General features: G+C 70.7%; 20 protein-coding genes. All 20 read left to right on the top strand.

Annotated elements, in window-relative coordinates:
• Positions 1–214: 214 nt before the first annotated feature.
• The 20 genes from M8J73_RS17685 to M8J73_RS17590 all read left to right on the top strand — a co-directional run bounded on the left by M8J73_RS17685 (position 215) and on the right by M8J73_RS17590 (position 16,882).
• Positions 215–712 (top strand): helix-turn-helix domain-containing protein, encoded by a 498-nt coding sequence (locus M8J73_RS17685; protein WP_063799129.1) that lies wholly within the window; start codon positions 215–217, stop codon positions 710–712.
• Positions 699–1,976: a PBSX family phage terminase large subunit gene (locus tag M8J73_RS17680; RefSeq protein ID WP_055536560.1), complete on the top strand. Its 1,278-nt coding sequence runs from the start codon at positions 699–701 to the stop codon at positions 1,974–1,976. The genes M8J73_RS17685 and M8J73_RS17680 overlap by 14 nt, the downstream gene beginning before the upstream one ends.
• Positions 1,973–2,218, top strand: coding sequence for a hypothetical protein (locus M8J73_RS17675; protein ID WP_055536561.1), 246 nt, complete (start codon positions 1,973–1,975; stop codon positions 2,216–2,218). Before M8J73_RS17680 ends, M8J73_RS17675 begins: the two co-directional genes overlap by 4 nt.
• Positions 2,199–3,716 (top strand): phage portal protein, encoded by a 1,518-nt coding sequence (locus M8J73_RS17670; RefSeq protein ID WP_055536562.1) that lies wholly within the window; start codon positions 2,199–2,201, stop codon positions 3,714–3,716. The genes M8J73_RS17675 and M8J73_RS17670 overlap by 20 nt, the downstream gene beginning before the upstream one ends.
• Positions 3,717–3,732: 16 nt before the next feature.
• A complete protein-coding gene (locus M8J73_RS17665) occupies positions 3,733–4,848 on the top strand; it encodes a phage minor capsid protein (RefSeq protein ID WP_055536563.1) in 1,116 nt (371 codons plus the stop codon).
• 89 nt (positions 4,849–4,937) lie between these two features.
• Entirely contained in the window at positions 4,938–5,726 is a 789-nt protein-coding gene (locus M8J73_RS17660; protein ID WP_249828783.1) for a hypothetical protein, read from the top strand.
• Between the two features lie 22 nt (positions 5,727–5,748).
• A complete protein-coding gene (locus M8J73_RS17655; protein WP_055536565.1) occupies positions 5,749–6,666 on the top strand; it encodes a major capsid protein in 918 nt (305 codons plus the stop codon).
• Between the two features lie 44 nt (positions 6,667–6,710).
• Positions 6,711–7,637, top strand: a complete 927-nt coding sequence (locus M8J73_RS17650; protein ID WP_157873006.1) for a glycosyltransferase family protein — start codon at positions 6,711–6,713, stop codon at positions 7,635–7,637.
• Between the two features lie 47 nt (positions 7,638–7,684).
• On the top strand, positions 7,685–8,281 hold the full coding sequence (locus M8J73_RS17645) for a hypothetical protein (RefSeq protein WP_157873007.1): 597 nt from the start codon (positions 7,685–7,687) through the stop codon (positions 8,279–8,281).
• A 3-nt stretch (positions 8,282–8,284) separates the two neighbouring features.
• Complete coding sequence (locus tag M8J73_RS17640; RefSeq protein WP_055536568.1) at positions 8,285–8,920, top strand: FkbM family methyltransferase; 636 nt, start codon at positions 8,285–8,287, stop codon at positions 8,918–8,920.
• A gap of 149 nt (positions 8,921–9,069) precedes the next feature.
• A complete protein-coding gene (locus tag M8J73_RS17635) occupies positions 9,070–9,921 on the top strand; it encodes a hypothetical protein (RefSeq protein WP_055536569.1) in 852 nt (283 codons plus the stop codon).
• A gap of 3 nt (positions 9,922–9,924) precedes the next feature.
• Positions 9,925–10,371: a hypothetical protein gene (locus tag M8J73_RS17630; protein WP_055536570.1), complete on the top strand. Its 447-nt coding sequence runs from the start codon at positions 9,925–9,927 to the stop codon at positions 10,369–10,371.
• Between the two features lie 13 nt (positions 10,372–10,384).
• Positions 10,385–11,356, top strand: coding sequence for a hypothetical protein (locus M8J73_RS17625; RefSeq protein WP_055536571.1), 972 nt, complete (start codon positions 10,385–10,387; stop codon positions 11,354–11,356).
• A complete protein-coding gene (locus tag M8J73_RS17620) occupies positions 11,356–12,024 on the top strand; it encodes a hypothetical protein (protein WP_055536572.1) in 669 nt (222 codons plus the stop codon). The genes M8J73_RS17625 and M8J73_RS17620 overlap by 1 nt, the downstream gene beginning before the upstream one ends.
• Complete coding sequence (locus M8J73_RS17615) at positions 12,024–12,341, top strand: hypothetical protein (RefSeq protein WP_055536573.1); 318 nt, start codon at positions 12,024–12,026, stop codon at positions 12,339–12,341. The genes M8J73_RS17620 and M8J73_RS17615 overlap by 1 nt, the downstream gene beginning before the upstream one ends.
• Positions 12,342–12,351: 10 nt before the next feature.
• Positions 12,352–12,702, top strand: coding sequence for a hypothetical protein (locus M8J73_RS17610; protein ID WP_055536574.1), 351 nt, complete (start codon positions 12,352–12,354; stop codon positions 12,700–12,702).
• Complete coding sequence (locus tag M8J73_RS17605; protein ID WP_055536575.1) at positions 12,699–13,133, top strand: minor capsid protein; 435 nt, start codon at positions 12,699–12,701, stop codon at positions 13,131–13,133. Before M8J73_RS17610 ends, M8J73_RS17605 begins: the two co-directional genes overlap by 4 nt.
• Before the next feature lie 9 nt (positions 13,134–13,142).
• Positions 13,143–13,619 carry a phage tail tube protein gene (locus M8J73_RS17600; protein ID WP_055536576.1) on the top strand — a complete coding sequence of 159 codons (477 nt, stop codon included), beginning with the start codon at positions 13,143–13,145 and terminating at the stop codon, positions 13,617–13,619.
• Positions 13,619–14,143 carry a DUF7426 family protein gene (locus M8J73_RS17595; protein ID WP_055536577.1) on the top strand — a complete coding sequence of 175 codons (525 nt, stop codon included), beginning with the start codon at positions 13,619–13,621 and terminating at the stop codon, positions 14,141–14,143. The genes M8J73_RS17600 and M8J73_RS17595 overlap by 1 nt, the downstream gene beginning before the upstream one ends.
• 201 nt (positions 14,144–14,344) lie before the next feature.
• On the top strand, positions 14,345–16,882 hold the full coding sequence (locus tag M8J73_RS17590; RefSeq protein WP_055536578.1) for a phage tail tape measure protein: 2,538 nt from the start codon (positions 14,345–14,347) through the stop codon (positions 16,880–16,882).
• The last annotated feature ends 6 nt before the right edge of the window (positions 16,883–16,888 follow it).

The following is a 16,888-nucleotide window of genomic DNA, read 5'->3' as shown; positions in this document are numbered from 1 at the left end:
ACGCCTTCGCCAAGGACCTCAACCATGGGAAGTCGAAGACCGAGAACAACGTGGCCTTCGCCACGGGCGAGGATCTGAAGGGCGCCACAAAGGTCACCTGCAAGATCCTCAACGTCGATCGCACCGCAGTCCTCTAGCTGCACGACTGCCCACACACCTAGGCCCGGCCCGCCCGTGCGAGGCCGGGCCTTCGCGCGCCTGGGGGTGACCGCGCATGGGCACCGCCAAACCGGTCACCGACGAAGAACGCCAACGCGTCCGCGAACTCCACGCCCAGGGCAAGGGCCGCAACGAGATCGCCGAACTCCTCGGCCGCGGCGGCCGCACCATCAGCACCATCGCCAAAGACCTCGGCCTGACCTTCTCCCGGGCCGCCGAGGTCCGCCAAGCCACCGAGATCCGGCAGGCCGACCTCGCCGCCCGCCGCGCCGCCTTCGCCCTCACGCTCCAGGACATCGCCGAGCGCGAGGCCGCGAAGATCAACGCTCCGCACACCTACTGGGACTGGGGCGGCAAGGACCACGACTTCGACACCTACGACGCCCCAGAGCCGACCCCAGGCGACAAGCGGGCCCTGATGGGCCTCGTCGCCACCGCAGTCGACCGGTCCCTGAGGCTCGCCCCGCCGAAGGAGGAGGGCGGCGCCGGCGAAGTCGGCTCGCTGCTCACGAACCTCTTCGACCAGCTGCGAGCCCGGCATGGGGACCACTGAGCTGCGGCTGTCCGACAAGCAGGAACGCTCGATCGCCCACTCCACGGCCTGGCTCAACGTGTGGGAGGGCTCGGTCCGATCGGGCAAGACCATCGCCAGCCTGTTGCGCTGGCTGATGTACGTCGTGACAGCCCCCTCCGGCGGCCAGCTGGTCGTCGTCGGCAAGACCTACGACACCGTGGCCCGCAACGTCTTCGGCCCGCTCCAAGACCCGAGCATCGTCGGCGTCGACGTCGCCAAGCTCGTCTCCTACACCCGCGGCTCCAGCGTCGCGTGGATCCTCGGCAAGCAGATCGAGGTCATCACCGCCAACGACGCCAAGGCCGAAGCCCGGCTCCGCGGCCTCACGGGCGCGGGCGCGTACGTCGACGAGCTGACGCTGCTGCCGAAAGAGTTCTTCAAGCGGCTCATCGACCGCATGTCGGTGCCCGGCGCCCTGATCTTCGCCACGACCAACCCCGACAACCCGGGCCACTGGGCGAAGAAGGACTGGCTCAACCGCGCCGACGAGCTGGGCATCCGCACCTGGCACTTCGTCATGGACGACAACCCCGCCCTGTCCGAGGACTACAAGGCCCGGATGCGCCGGAACTTCACCGGCCTCTGGTATCGCCGCTACATCCTCGGCCACTGGGTTCAGTCCGAGGGCGCGATCTACGAGCAGTTCGACGTCAAGAAGCACGTCGTGAGTACCCTGCCGAGGATCGACCGGTGGCTGTGCGACGCGATCGACTACGGCACGGTCAACCCGTACGCGGACATCCTGCTCGGCCTCGGCGCGGACCGGAAGCTGTACGTCGTCTCCGAGTACCGGTACGACTCCCGCCGCGAGCGGAAGCAGATGACGGACGCCGAGTACTCCCGGGCCCGCCGGGCCTGGCTCGCGAAGGTGCCGCAGCCGGGCACGAACGTGGTCGGCGTCGCCCCGGAGTGGACGGTCGTTGACCCGTCAGCGTCCTCGTACATCGAGCAGCTGCACCGTGACAAGGTCCTCGGCGTCACCCACGCGGACAACTCCGTCCTCGACGGCATCCGCACCGTGTCCTCGCTGCTGACCACCGAAGACCTGTACATCCACGAGTCCGCGGTGGGTCTGATCGACGAGATCCCCGGCTACTCCTGGGACGACGAAGCGGCGGAGCGCGGCGAGGACAAGCCGATCAAGGAGAACGATCACTCCTGTGACGCCCTCCGGTACGGCCTGCGCACGACAGAGGCCCTGTGGCGGCCCTACCTACCAACGCGACTGGAGGTCGCCGCGTGATCGCCTGGTGGTCCTGGCTCCTCACCGCAGTCGGCGTGACCGGCCTCTACTTCGCCGGCCGGAAGCGCGCCCTCGGCTGGGCCATCGGCCTCAGCGCCCAGCTCCTGTGGATCGCCTACGCACTGTCCACCCAGCAGTACGGCTTCCTTGCCTCGGCGGCCGCATACGGCTGGGTGTACGCGAAGAACTTCCGCGCCTGGCGCTCCGAGAGGGAGGTGACCGATGCCGCTGCCCACGGGTAACGTCCCCTGGCCCCCGCCAGCACTCGCCCCCGCCCTCGACGCCATGCACACCTGGGACACCTGGTGGTCCGGCGATCCCGACCGCCTCGAATCCCTCTACGGCGGCAGCAACAGCGGCGCCCCTGACCCCAAGCGGCTCCAGTACGCGGGAGGCGTCGTCGGCAAGCTGGCCCGCTGGTGGTGGGGCACACCCACCGCACCCGGCGAACGCCGCACCAAGCTGCACGTCCCGATCGCCGGCGACCTCTGCGGAGGCTCCGCCAACCTGTTGTTCTCCGAGCCTCCGACGTTCACCGTCGAAGGCAAGGACACGGCGACACAGGAACGCCTCGACGAGCTGGTCGATGACGGCATGCTCGCCACCCTCCAGGCCGCAGCCGAAGTCGGCGCCGCACTGGGCAGCGTGTACCTACGACCGGTATACGACACCGACCTTGCCGATCGCCCGTGGCTCGACGCGGTCCACGCCGACCGCGCCGTCCCCGAGTTCCGCTGGAACCGGCTCTCCGCGGTCACGTTCTGGCGGATCGTCCACGAGGAAGACGGCCAGGTCTGGCGCCACCTGGAGCGGCACGAGCCCGGCGTCATCGAGCACGGCCTGTTCCAGGGCACGAAGTCCAAGCTCGGCCACCGGGTGCCTCTGGAGGACCACCCGGCCACCGAGGGGCTCGCCGAGGTCGTCACCGATGAGGGCCTGGTGGAGACCGGCTACGAGGGCCTGGACGTCTCGCACATCCCCAACGATGTGTCCCGCCGGTGGCGGTGCAACCCGCTGCTCCAGCACCTCGGCCGGTCTGACCTGGACGGCGTCGAGCCGATCATGGATGCCCTCGACGAGACGTACGCCTCGTGGATGCGGGACATCCGCCTCGGCAAGGGGCGCATCGTCGTCCCGAACGCCTACCTCCAGTCCAACGGGCCCGGGCGCGGCGCTTCATGGAACCCGGACCAGGAGGCGTTCGCGGGCATCGACATGCTGGCGCGCGGCGACGGTGCGCAGCTGACCGTGGCGCAGTTCGACATCCGGGTCCAGGAGCACCGGGACACGGCGGAGGACCTCGTCAACCAGATCCTTCGGTCGGCCGGCTACTCGGGGCAGACCTTCGGAATCGGCGGGGACGTCGCGATCACCGCGACGGAGACCAACGCCAAGGAGCGCCGGTCGATGACCACCCGGGGCCGCAAGATCCTGCGGACCCGACCGGGCCTCGGCAACGCCGTGCACGCCCTCCTCGCCGTCGACCGGCACGTGTTCGGCACGAAGGTGGTTCCGCAGCGGCCGAGCATCGAGTTCTACGACTCGGTGCAGGAGGACCCGCTGTCGCTGGCGAACACGGCCGACGTCCTCAACCGGGCGATGGCGGCGTCCACCGAGACGAGGGTCCGGATGGTCCACCCCGAGTGGGACAAGGCCCTGGTCGACGCGGAGGTGGCGCGGATTCAGGCGGAGACCGGACAGGCCGTGCCGGACCCGATGCAGACCGGCGCGCTGCCGTAGAAGGTGGTGGTGGGCTGTGCCCGTCTCCCCGGCCATGGCCGAAGACCTCGCTGCTGCTGTCGCTGATCTCTACGAGGCGGCCGAGGGCGTTCTGCTCCAGAAGGTGCGCCAAGCCCTCGCCGCTGGCATCGACAGCCCGGCTTGGGTGGAACTGAAGCTGGCCGCCGTCGGCAACCTCCAGGCCGCCATCGACGAGGTGCTGGCCGCACTCCAGACGGACGCGTCCGGCGCCATTCACGAGGCGCTCGTGGAGGCGTACCAACGGGGCCAGCAGGCGGCCGTGGCCGAGCTCGGCGCGCTCGGCGTGGGGCAGACGGCCGCTGCGGCGACCGCGCTGCCTACGGCGCCGGTCGTCGACCGCCTGGCGGCCGCGGTCATCAACGACACGGGGCCCGTGCACCTGCGGATCCTGCGCACCACGATGGACGCGTACCGGGACGTCGTCGCCCGCGCCGCTGCCGCGCCGGTGCTCGGCGTGCAGACCCGACGGCAGGCCGCTCAGTCCGCCCTCGACGCGTTCGCCAACCGTGGGGTCACGGGGTTCGTCGACCGCTCGGGACGGGCGTGGGACATGCGGTCGTACGTCGAGATGGCGATGCGGTCGGCGGTCGGCCGTGCCGCTGTCGAGGCGCACTCCGATCGTCTCGGCGTGGCCGGGGTGGAGCTGGTGCTGGTGTCGCAGGCGCCGGAGGAGTGCGAGCTGTGCCGCCCGTGGGAGCGGAAGATCCTTGCCCGCACGGGCGCGCCCGGGAAGCGCGAGGTGCAGGTGGAGCACGCCACTCAGGACGGCGAGATGGTCACGGTGAAGGTGGCCGGGTCGCTGCCGGAGGCTCGTGCGGCGGGGCTGATGCACCCGAACTGCCGGCACACCGTGTCTGCCTACCTGCCTGGCGCCTCGCGGATCCCGCCTGTGCAGGCGTCACGGGGGACGTACGAGGACACCCAGCAGCAGCGGTACCTGGAGCGGCAGGTACGGAAGTGGCAGCGGCGGGAGAAGACCGCGCTGACCGAGCAGGAGGCGAAGGCCGCCCGGGCGCGCGCTCGCGGCTATCAGGCCCGTATCCGCGAGCTGGTCGCTGACACGGGCCTGCCGCGTAAGGGCCACCGCGAGCGGCTGGAGACAGCCCGCTAACACAGTCTTCCGCCCGCCGGGTGCGGGCCGGAGTGCAGTACAGCCCCGCCGGGTGCGGGGCGTTCCTACGCGCACCGGGAGTGCACGACATGCAGAAGAAGACCCTTCCCCGGCTGGCTGGTGCTGGCTGGGTCCACCCGTACGGTCACGGCCCTTTCGCCCCGTGGTACGCCGACGGCGGGGACGGAGACGGCTCCGGATCCAACGACGGCGGCAGCGGTGACGACTCAGGCACCGACGACGACCAGGACGACGACGGTGCCGGCGGGACCGGCGACGACGGGCAGGACGACGCGGGCAAGGACACCAAGCCGAAGCCCAAGCCGCCCGCCAAGAGCGACGGCGAGGACACGGCCGCGACGATCGCCCGGCTCCAGAAGGAGCTGCAGACGGCGAACGGCGAGGCTGCGAAGGCTCGCACGACCGCGAAGAAGGCGGCGGCCGACGAGGCCCGCGCGGAGATCGTGCAGGAACTCGGCAAGGCGCTCGGCCTGATCAAGGACGACAAGGACACCCCGCCCGACCCGGCGGCGCTCACGGCGAAGATCGAGCAGGCGACCGCGGCGCATCGCGAGACGGCGGTCGAGCTGGCGATCTACCGGCACGCCGGCGCGCACGGCGCCGACCCGGACGCGCTCACCGACTCCCGCGCCTTCCTGAACTCCATCAAGGGGCTGGACCCCTCGGAGGACGAGTTCGCGAGGAAGGTCCAGGCCGCGATCAAGCAGGCCGTGACCGACAACCCCAAGCTCAAGGCCGCGAGCCAGGCGCCCGCGCGCAACTCCGGCGACTTCTCCGGCGGGACCGGAGGACGACCCAAGAACGACGACTCGATCGAAGCTCACCGCGAGGCACGCCGGAAGGCGCGCGGCGGCTGAGCCCTCATAGAGAGAGGCCACCGTGCCGAACACCTTCCTGACCCCCGACATCATCGCCCGCCGGGCCCTGGCGACGCTGTACGAGTCCACGCACATGGCGATGCTCGTGCACCGCGACTACGAGGCCGACTTCGCTGGCCGTGTCGGTGACACGATCACCGTGCGCAAGCCCGCGACGTTCACCGCCTCCGAGTTCAACCGGAGCACGGGCATCGTGCCGCAGAACGCCACCGAGTCCGGCGTGCCGGTCGTCCTCAACCACTTCCCGGACGTCTCCGTCGCGGTGACGACCGAGCAGCTCACGCTGGAGATCAACGACTTCGGCGAGCAGCTCCTCGACCCAATGATGGAGGCGATGGCCCAGAAGATCGACCGCGATCTCCTGACCCTGCGCGACGACATCACGCAGACCATCGGCGCCGTCGCGGAGAACACCGCCGGGGAGGACTACAACTACCCCAACGGCCAGTACCCGTGGTCCGACTCCCGCGTCCTCATCGAGGCCGGCCGGGTCCTGGACCAGCAGAACGTTCCCCCGTCGGAGCGGCGCGTGGTCGTGGGCCCGCTGACGAAGTCCCGCTGGGTGGCTGAGCGCACCTGGCGTGAGGCGGACAAGCGGGGCGACACGGAGGGCCTGCGGGAGGCGTCGTTCGGTGGGCGCGTGTCCGGGTTCGACCCGTACATGACGCAGAACGTCACCGACCCGGAGGAGTCCGTCGCCTTCCACAAGACGGCGTTCGCCCTGGTGACCCGGACGCTGGAGGTTCCTCCGGGCGCCCAGGACGCGACGATCATGAACTACAAGGGGTTCGCGCTGCGCGTGGTCTACGACTACGACATCAAGTACAAGCAGACCGTCGTCTCGGTCGACTGCCTGTACGGCACGAAGACCCTCGATGCAGACCGGGCCGTCCTGATCAGCGACGGCACCGGTTCCTAAGCCCGCCTGGGGATGGTGGGTTGCGGGTGAGAGGGGGGCGCCGGATGCGAGTTGTCGTGCTCGGCGCCCCCCGGCCGCTCCACCTCAACCGGTGGAAGGACTGCCTCACCGAAGGCGGCCAAGAGTTGGGCTGGGACATGCTCCACCTGCCCGCCCGCGACATCCCGGCCGACGACGTTGTACGGGCGTGCAAGGGCGCGGACCTGCTGATCTGGGCCCGCACCCACGGCCACGACCCCACCGGCAACATCCCCGAGATGCTGTGCCGGATCGAGGACGCCGGGACCGTCACCGTGGGCCTGCACCTCGATCTGTACTGGGGGATCGGCCGCCGGGAGGATCAGATCGGCGTGCATCCGTGGTGGTCGTGCCAGTGGGTGTTCACTGCCGACGGCGGCCACCAGGCGGAGTTCGCCGCGCGCGGGGTGAATCATCACTGGCTGCCTCCGCCGCTCGGCCGCCGCTGGCTCGGCCGCAGCCTCCCCGACCGGCGCCGCTTCCCCGGCCGGGCGGTGTTCGTCGGCGGCTACGTGCCCGACATCCACGGCCGACACCGGCCAGCGTTGCTCAACTGGGCCCGCCGCCGGTGGGGGCACCGGTTCGTGCAGTACGGCCGGTCCCGGCCCGTCTGGGGCCCGGACCTGGGCACCTTGTACGCGTCGGCGGAGCTCGTCCTCGGCGACTCTGCGGAGGCCGGCCGGTACTGGTCGGACCGGGTCGTTTGCACCCTTGGCCGCGGTGGTCTCCTCGCGCACCCGCGCGTCGAGGGCATGGCGGGACTGGGGTTCACCGACGACGTGATGCTGCTGTACGACCGCGGTGACTTCGGCGGCCTGGGGCGCAGCATCGACGCGCTCACCGCCGCCCGCAGGCGGGAGATGACCGAGGCGGCGATCACGCTGATCGGCGAGCGGCATCTGTGGGAGCACCGGCTTCGGGACGTCGAGAGGGTGGTGTTCGAGTGCGGGTGATCATCGCCTGTGCGGGGGGCTCGGAGAAGTGGGGCAACCACCTTGGGGTGCCGAAGCACCTGGCGCCGCTGACCGCGCATCACGGGGTGCCGCTGCTGTACCGGACCGTGGGCCAGGTCCGCGAGTTCACCGACGACGTCCACGTCACGGTCCCGGCCGGGGACGCGCGGTACCGGGTGCCCGGGGTGACGGTGCATGAGCGGGACGGCAGCGGGCTGTGCGAGTACACGTCCACGCGGGATCTGTGGGCGAGGGCCGGCAGGACGGTGCTCCTCCTCGGCGACGTGTACTTCACCGATGCCGCCATGGAGACGATCGCGGGGTTCCGGCCGCAGACGTACCGGGTGTTCGGACGGTACGGCCCGTCGAAGGTGACCGGCACGCCGTACGGGGAGATCTTCGCCGCCTCGTGGTGGTCGGGCCAGCTCGGGCGGATGGACAAGCGGCTCGCGCACGTCCACGGGGTCCGGGCGACGGGCGTCGTGACGCGGCCGCCGGGGTGGATGCTGCTGCGGGCGTGGCAGGGCACCCCGCTCGGCAAGCACAGGGTGAGCCGGGACTGGTTCACCGAGATCGACGACCTGACCGACGACTTCGACACCGTGGCCGACTACCTGCGCCACCCGGCAACCCGAGGAGGCTAACCGGTGGCGAACGTCATGCGCGCTCTGCCCGCCCTGCTGAACAACCTGGCCTACAGGCCGACCGAGCTGGTGCACGTCGGCGCCCACGAGGGCCAGGAGGTGCCGATCTACTACGAGGCCGGCATCCCGAACATCACCCTCGTCGAGCCGATCCCCGCGCTCGCCGAGCGGCTGAGTGCGGAGTACCCGGACGCGATCGTCCACGAGTGCGCGTGCGGGTCCAAGCCCGGGCGCGCGCAGCTGCACGTGATGGCCCGTACGAACCTCTCCACCCTCGCCGCTCCGCAGCGCGGAGACCGAGTGACGGAGGCGATCGAGGTCGACGTGCAGCGCCTCGACGAGATCGCCCCCCACGCGGACGCTGCGGTGATCGACGCACAGGGCAGAGAGCTGGACGTCCTCGCCGCGGCCCCCTGGCAGGCGCTGCGCCTGGTCGTCGTCGAGACCAGCACGGTGGACGACTCCACCATGGCCAGCCCGTACGCGGACGTCGTCGAGGTGATGCAGGGGCACGGCTTCCGCGAGGTGGACCGGTGGGTGCGGGATTACGACTGGCTGAACCGGTGGGCGCGCGGCCCCGGGCAAGCCCTGCGTGGCGGTGAGGTGCGGGACGTCGTCTTCTACCGGGAGCCGGTGTGAGTGTCGCCGTGCTGGTGCCTTGGCGCCCCGACGGTGGTCCACGACAGGCTGTGTGGGCGTGCGTGCGGGCCCGGTGGGAGGCGGCCCACCCCAGTTGGGAGATCGTCACCGGGGCTTGCCCTGACGGCCCTTGGTCGAAGGGCGCGGCGGTGGCCGACGCGCTCCGGCAGACGACTGCGGACGTGCTGATCGTGGCGGACGCCGACGTGTGGAGTGTCGGGACCCCATTCGCCGTCGAGGAGATCCGAACCGGCAGGGCGCGGTGGGCGATGCCCCACCAGCTCGTCCGCCGCCTCACCCCCGAAGCCACAGAATCCGTCCTCGCCGGCGCCGCCATGTTCGGGCAGCCGACGCAGGAGATCCACCCGGGAACGCCCGGCGGGGGCCTGGTCGTCCTCGCCCGGGACGTCCTCGAAGGCGTCCCCCTCGACCCTGCCTTCACGGGCTGGGGGCAGGAAGACCAGGCATGGGCGCTCGCCCTCGACACGCTCGCCGGGCCCATGTGGCGCGGCAACTGCGACCTGTTCCACCTGTGGCATCCGCCCGCCCCCCGCCGCTCCCGCGCGGTCGGCTCGGCCGAATCCCTGGCCCGCTACCGCCGCTACCAGGCCGCCTCCGGCCAGGTCCGCCAGATGCGGGCGCTGGTGGCCGAGTTCTGTCCGACCCCGCTGGAGGGATCCCCCATGACGTACAGGTACCGCAACGCGAACACGGGCGACGAGGTCGAGTACCGGCACCGCAACGCCCGGCTGGAGATGCTGCCCAACTGGACCAGGATCGCCGCACCGCAGCCGGTGAAGGCCCCGGAGCCCAAGACCCCGAAGCCTCCCGCGCAGGACCCGCCGAGCAGCGGCCCGCCGCAGGAGCCGTCCGCGCGGGACTCCAAGGCCGCCTGGGTGGAGTACGCCACCAGCCGCGCCCAGGACTCCGACGAGGCCGCAGAGATCGCCGCCCTCACCAAGGCCGAGCTGATCGACCGCTACGGCAGCAAGGAGGCCTGACCCATGGCTGACATCATCTTCAACCAGGCGCTGGGCCGCCTCGCCCACTACGCGTCCCTGCCGGCCGCGAACGACGGCCTGGTCCTGGTCCTCCTGGAAGCGGCCGGCCTGGTGTCGGACGCCACGATGCGGGACTACGACACGTTGGACGCGATCCTCGCGGGCGCGTCCAACGAGCAGACCGACATGGGCCGCAAGGCCCTGGCGTCGGTCACGGTGACGGTCGACGACGCCAATGACCGCGTCGCGATCGACGCCGCAGACGTGACGTGGACCGCCACGAGCGGCAACACCGTGGGCGCCGCGATCATCTGCTACGACCCCGACATCGGGGCGGGCACGGACGCCGACCTAGTACCGCTGACCAAGCACGACTGCGTGATGACACCGGACGGCACGGACTTCACGCTCACCGTCAGCGATATCGCGCGGGCCAGCTCAGCCGCATAGGGGGTGAGCCCGGGTGGCGTTGCTGGAGACGGTGCAGGACAACTTCAACGACAACGCGATCGACGGAACGCTGTGGCCCAACTCCTTCGGGAACATCTCGGAGGTGGGCGGCAGGGCCCGGATCGCCTGTGACACCGGCTTCAACGCATACAGCACAGCCCTCGCCTACACCCTTCAAGAGTCCTCGGTGTACCTGCGCGCGTATCCGCACGCCGGTGGCGGGGCGACGACGGAGGCGTGGGCGCAGATCCTGATCAAGAGCAGCACGGGCGGAACCGACCTGGGGTTCGAGCTGCGCATGACCAGTGACGAGCTGGTGTGCTTCTCCCGGACCGGCTACTTCGACCCCGGCGCAGTGGTCGTCCCGTACTCGTCGACGGATCACGCATGGCTACGAGTACGCGAGACTGGAGGAACGGTCTTCTGGGACACCTCCCCGGACGGCGTCGACTGGACGAACCAGCGGACAGAGACCAGCCCCTCCTGGGTCGGGGACGCGGACCTGGAGTTCCAGCTCATCGCCCACCGCTCCGACGGCACAGACGACTTCGCCGAGTTCGACAACGTCAACGTCTTCGGCCAGACCCTCGCGCTCGCCCTGGCCGCCGAGGCGGACACCGCCCGCCCGCTCACCCCGGCCAAGACGCGAACCCTTGGTGTCACCGCCGGAACCGACGCCGCGCAACCCCTCAGCCGACACAAGACGCTCGTGCTCGGCGAGGCCTCCGAGACCAGTACAGCCCGGCCGCTCGATGCAAGCAAGCGGTTGGCCCTCGGCACCGCCGCAGGGAGCGCGACCGCGCGGCCGCTGGCCGACGGGAAGCGGCTCACGCTCGGTACCGCAGTCGAGGCGACTACAGCGCGGGCCCTGGTCACCGTGGTGCAGCGCCCGGCCGAGTCCCTGACCGCAGGCTTGTCCGGCCCGGCCCTGACGGCTGGCGTCAGCGGGCCGACCCTGATGACGTCCGTGAGTGGAGGTGGCTGATGCCTGATGTCGGAGACCTCGTCACCGCGTCGCTGACCGTGGACCCGTACGACAACACCACGGACGCGGCGCTGGTCGTGACCCTGCCGGACGGCACCACAGTGAACCCGCCCGTGACGGGGGCAGGTGGCGGGCAGACGTGGACGGCGCCCGTCACGTACACCCAGGCCGGGGTGTGGCTGCTGCGATGGACGGTTACCGGGACCGGAGCGAGCGTCGAGAACCAGCGGGTGGCCGTCGCGCCCACCCCGGGCGCCGGGCTCACCGGCCGGGTCTACGCGACCACGACGCAGCTCGCCAACTACCTCCAGGCGGCGCCCCCACTGGACGCGGCCCGGCTGCTGCTGGAGGCATCCCGGCTGCTGGACAGGGACTTCCTGATCCCTGCCGTGTACGACGTCGACGACGACGGCCTGCCGACCGACGCCGAGGTCGCGGCGGCGTTCGCCGAAGCCGTGTGCGCGCAGGTGGAGTTCTGGGGGGAGGTCGGCCCGGAGACGGACATCTCCGGCCCGCTCCAAGGCGTGACCATCGGCTCGGTGAGCATCCAGTACGGCGCTGGAGAGAACCGGTCCGGGCCGTCGTACTACGCGCCGAAGCTGGCCCGGGCGCTCGCGTCGCTGCCGTCGTCGAAGTTCCGGATGACCGTGTCCACGGGGTGCTACTGATGGGCTCCATCCCTGCCCGGTTCCTGATCCACGAGATCACCGTCGAGCCGTACGCGGGCGAGTCGAGCAATGGCCCCGTGTACGGGGCGCTGGCCACGATGAAGTGTCTCCTCGACGAGCAGACCCGAGCCGTCCGGACGCCCGGTGGTGAGCAGGTCACGTCCACGTCGACCGCGTATGCGGGCCTCGACGAGACCGCGCCCCCTCTGTCGAGGGTCACGCTGCCGGACGGTCGGGTAACGAAGGTCATCCAGGCCAAGCGGCGCAACGGCAAGAAGCTCGGTACGCCCAACCATCTGGAGATTCAGCTCGAATAGGGGGTGCGCTGTGGCCGCACGCTTCCAGCTCGACTTCAACGGTTCGGCGGTCGCGCGGGAGCTGCGGGCCGCGGCCGCGCGGGGCCTGGTGCTCGCTGCCGAGCACGTCCTAACCCAGTCGCAGGCCGTCGTACCGCTCGACGAGGGGTACCTCCAGAGCACGGGCACGGCCAGCGTGGACGAGGGGACGCTCACGGCGGCGGTGTCATACGACGGCCCGTACGCCGTGCGGCAGCACGAGGAACTGGACTACCGGCACGCGCCCGGCCGGCAGGCGAAGTACCTGGAGGGACCGCTCAACGCCTCCCGTGCTGAGGTGGCCGCGATCGTCGCGGCGCAGTTGAGGCGGGCGATGCGATGAGTACCCACGACGTCGATCTCCTCCAGGGCGTTGCCGAGCTGCTCGACGCCGAGGACGTCGGCACTTACGACCCCAGCGGCGTACTGCCGGCCGGGAGCACGGGGATCGTGCTCGGCAAGGTGCCAGACGGTCCGGACCGGGCGATCGGCCTGACCCCGTACCCGGTGTCGGACGACGACTCCACGGACGCGGTGACCGGCATTCAGGCGCGCATGCGCGCGGGCACGGACCCTCTCGCCGTCGTGCAGTTGGCCAACGACGTGTTCACCGTCCTGCACAACCGGCGCTCGTACGACGCGCACGGCGTGCAGGTGGAGATCTCCTGGCGCAACTCCCAGGCGTGGATCGGCCAGGACACCCACGGCCGCATGGAGCTGGTCGCCAACTACTACTTCCGGACGATCCGGTCCGGGCCTCACCTGATCGACTAGGAGGACCGTATGTCCACTCCCATCGAGGAGAACGAGCTCGCACGCGAGTGGCGGGTCGACGTCAACATGGGCACGGACGACGTGCCGGACTGGCAGCTGTGCCCCGGCGTCCGCGCGTTCCAGCACACGGCCCCGCCGAACATCGAGGACAGCTCCGACTACGACTCCGACGGCTGGGCCGGGAACACGAAGACCGCGCAGTCCTGGGCCATCGAGATGACCATCCGCCGCAAGGCCAACAAGAGCGTCAAGGTGTTCCACCCGGTGCACGAGGCGATCCGGCTCGCGGCGGACGCGTACGGCGAGGCGAACCTGGTGCACCTGCGTTGGTACAACCGCGAGGGCCTGCCGGAGGCGTACGAGGGCAGGGCGATCCCGGAGTGGGAGCCGCAGGGCGGCGAGTACACCGCGCTCGGCGAGGTCGCCGTCAACTTCACCGGCGACGGACCCCGCACGACGATCGACAACCCGCTCGCGGGCAGCTGATGGCCGCACAGTTCGAAGCGCTCGGCGACTTCCTCGACGACTGGCTTGAGCTGCCGGTGCTCTGCAAGGACGGGCAGACACGCCCCTTCCGGATCCCGTCGCCGCCCGCTGAGGATGGCCTCCGCGTCGAGGAGATCACCAAGGCAGCGGCGCGGCTCTTCCTGAACGGCACCTCGCCGGACGAGGAACTCCTCGACGACGACGAGGAGAAGGACCTGTACCGCCTGGTCCTCGGCTCGATGCATGACGAGATCCTCGCGGACGTGAGCTGGACCCGGTTCCGGCACGTGGCTCTCACGACCATGGTGTGGATCGTCCAGGACCGCGACGCCGCCGCCCGGTACTGGTCTGCGGGCGGCGACCCTTCTCGCCTCGCCCCGAGCCGGACGGCCCGTCGGCAGCAGAGGTCAGCGCCCTCGGCGTCGGCTGCGGCGAGTACGACCCGGTCACGGGGCTCTACGAGTGGTACGAGGGCGGGCTCCCGCCGGCGCGGTCGCAAGGGGGGCGGCGCAGGCCGCGGGTAACCCGAACCGGCCTCCTGGAGCAGTGGCCACTGGTCGAGGCCGACTTCCAGGAGACCTACGGCCTCGACCTGAACACCCCCGGCCTCCTCCGCGCCCGGTCGTGGCGCTGGTTCCTCACCCGCCTGTACGGGCTGCTCTCCGCCGAGTCCCGCGTCAGCCGGCACTTCGCTCCTCCGGAGCCCAGATCCAGGAGGTAGTGCTGTGGCGCTCGTCGTTGGTGAACTCACCGGTGTCATCACCCTCGACGACTCGGGGGTGGACCCCGCCCTGCGCCGTGCCGAGCGCGCCATGCGCGACACCGGCGAGCAGATGGGCGACGACGCCGAGCGGGCCGGACAGCAGGCCGGGGAGAACCTCGGCGAGGGCCTCGTGCGGGGCGCTGACGGCCGTCTGAGGGACGTCCGCGGGCGGTTCGTCAGGGCCGTCCAGCAGGCGGGCGACGACGCGACCACCGCGGCCCGCGCGGCGGGGGAGGACGCGGGCCAGGCCCTGTCTGACGGGGTCGGTGACGGGGCCCGTCAGGGCGGTGACGAGGCCGTCACTCAGGCCGGGCAGGGGTTGGAGAAGCTGAAGACGGCGGCGGCCGGCATCGGTCTTGCGGCCGGGGCGGCGCTGATGGCGGCCATGGGGCAGGCCATGGAGCAGTCCCGGATCACTGGCCGCCTGGGGGCGCAGCTGGGGGCGACTCCGGCTGAGGCACAGAAGTACGGCAAGATCGCCGGAGCCCTGTACTCGAAGGCGATCACGGAGGACTTCCAGTCCGCCGCAGACGCGATCTCGGCGACGATGCGTGCGGGCCTGCTGCCGCCGGACGCGACGAACGCCCAGATCGAGTCCATGGCCACGAAGGTCTCGGACCTGGCCAGCACCTTCGAGTTGGACCTCGGCCAGGCCGCGAACGCCGTCGGCCAGATCCTGAAAACCGGGCTGGCGAAGGACGGCGGCGAAGCCCTCGACGTCCTCACCCGCGGGCTCCAGGTGATGGGCCCGCGCGCGGACGACATCGCCGACACCTTCAACGAGTACTCGACGATCTTCCGGCAGATGGGCATCTCCGCCCAGGACGCCACCGGGCTGATGTCGCAGGGCCTGAAGGCCGGCGCCCGCGACACCGATGTGGTCGCGGACTCGCTGAAAGAGTTCGTGCTCATCACCCAGGCCGGCGGTGAAGAGGTCGACGCTGCGTTCTCGAAGATCGGTCTGTCAGGCAAGGAGATGCAGGCCGCCTTCACTAAGGGCGGCCCGGAGGCCAAGGCGGCTCTCGACAAGGTCTTTGACGGGCTGCGGCAGATCAAGGACCCGGCCGAGCGCAGCGCCCTGGCGCTGACCTTGTTCGGCACGAAGAGCGAGGACACGCAGAAGGCGCTGATGGCGCTGGACCCGTCGTCGGCTTCCGAAGCCCTGGGCGAGGTGGGCGGCGCGGCCGACCGGATGGGCGACACGCTCCGCGACAACGCGGGGACGAAGCTGGAAGCCTTCAAGCGGGGCATGCAGCAGAACCTCGTGGACTTCCTCGGCGGCGTTGTTGTCCCCGGCCTGGAGACGTTCCGGGGCAAGGTCGGTGGCGTCTTCGGCCGTCTGTGGGAGGAGGCCGGGAAGGGCAGCGACGGCACTGCGGACCGCATCATCAGCTTCTTCGGGCTCCTCGGTCAGAAGGTGGCTGCGAAGGTAGTCGAGCAGGCGCCGAAGGCCGTCGAGGGGCTGATGAACTTCGGCGGGAAGATCGCCGACTTCGTGGCGGCGAACCCGGAGAAGGTCCTGAAGATCGGGCTGATCGCGGCGGCGATCGTCCTCGCGATCGTCGCTCTGCCGATCACGGTGGGAGCGGCGCTGTCCGCGGCCGTCGCCATGATCATGATCGGCTTCGTACGGAACCTGATCACCGGCCTCAACGACAACCTGCCGAAGTGGTGGCAGGCGTTCACCGGCTGGGTGTCCGCGAAGGCGGGCGAGGTGGGCGGCATGTTCTCCGCGGTCGGCATGGCGATCGGCCTCTGGTTCGCGGGGCTCTGGTCCCGCTACATCGGCGGCCCCGTGAGCCGCGCCTGGTCCTCGTTCATCACGAGCGTGCGCGCGCTGCCTGGCCGCACGCTGGCCGCGCTGGCCGCGCTCGGCTCGATCCTCGCCAGCGTGGCGGCGAGTGCCTGGCAGCGCTTCAAGGACGGCGCCTCCCGCAAGGGCTCCGAGTTCCTGTCCTGGGTGCGCGGTCTGCCAGGGCGGGCGAAGGCCGCGCTGGGCAACGTCGGCAGCATCCTGCTGTCGGCCGGCGGGAGCCTGATCCAGGGCTTCATCAACGGCATCAAGTCCAAGGTCGGCTCGGTCAGGTCGGCGGTCTCCAGCGTGGTGAGCGCGGCCAGCAGGTTCTTCCCCCACTCCCCGGCCAAGGAGGGCCCCTTCTCCGGCCGGGGGTACACCACGTACTCCGGCCAGGCTCTGGTCTCGGACTTCGCGAAGAGCATCAAGGCGAACACCGGGCAGGTCGGTCGTGCCCTGGCAGGCATGCCCGGCATGCCCGACGCGATGGCGGACTCCTCCTTCGGGGTCCTGGCCGCAACCCCGGCCCCGGCCGCCATGGCCAGCGTCGGGGGCGGCAGTGCGGCGGTCGGGGGCAGCTCGTCGCAGCTGGTTCGTGTGGACCTCGGAGGCCAGCTGGGCGACGCGATCGTCGGCATCCTCCGCGACAAGATCGGCGATGGGGCGGGCGGCGACGTCCAGCTCTACCTCGGCACAAGGAGGTAGGCCCTC

It is taken from the genome of Streptomyces neyagawaensis (genome assembly GCF_023516595.1).
GTDB lineage: Bacteria > Actinomycetota > Actinomycetes > Streptomycetales > Streptomycetaceae > Streptomyces > Streptomyces neyagawaensis.
The sequence above is the reverse complement of the archived record's forward strand: the minus strand, read 5'-3'. Positions and strand labels throughout refer to the sequence as shown.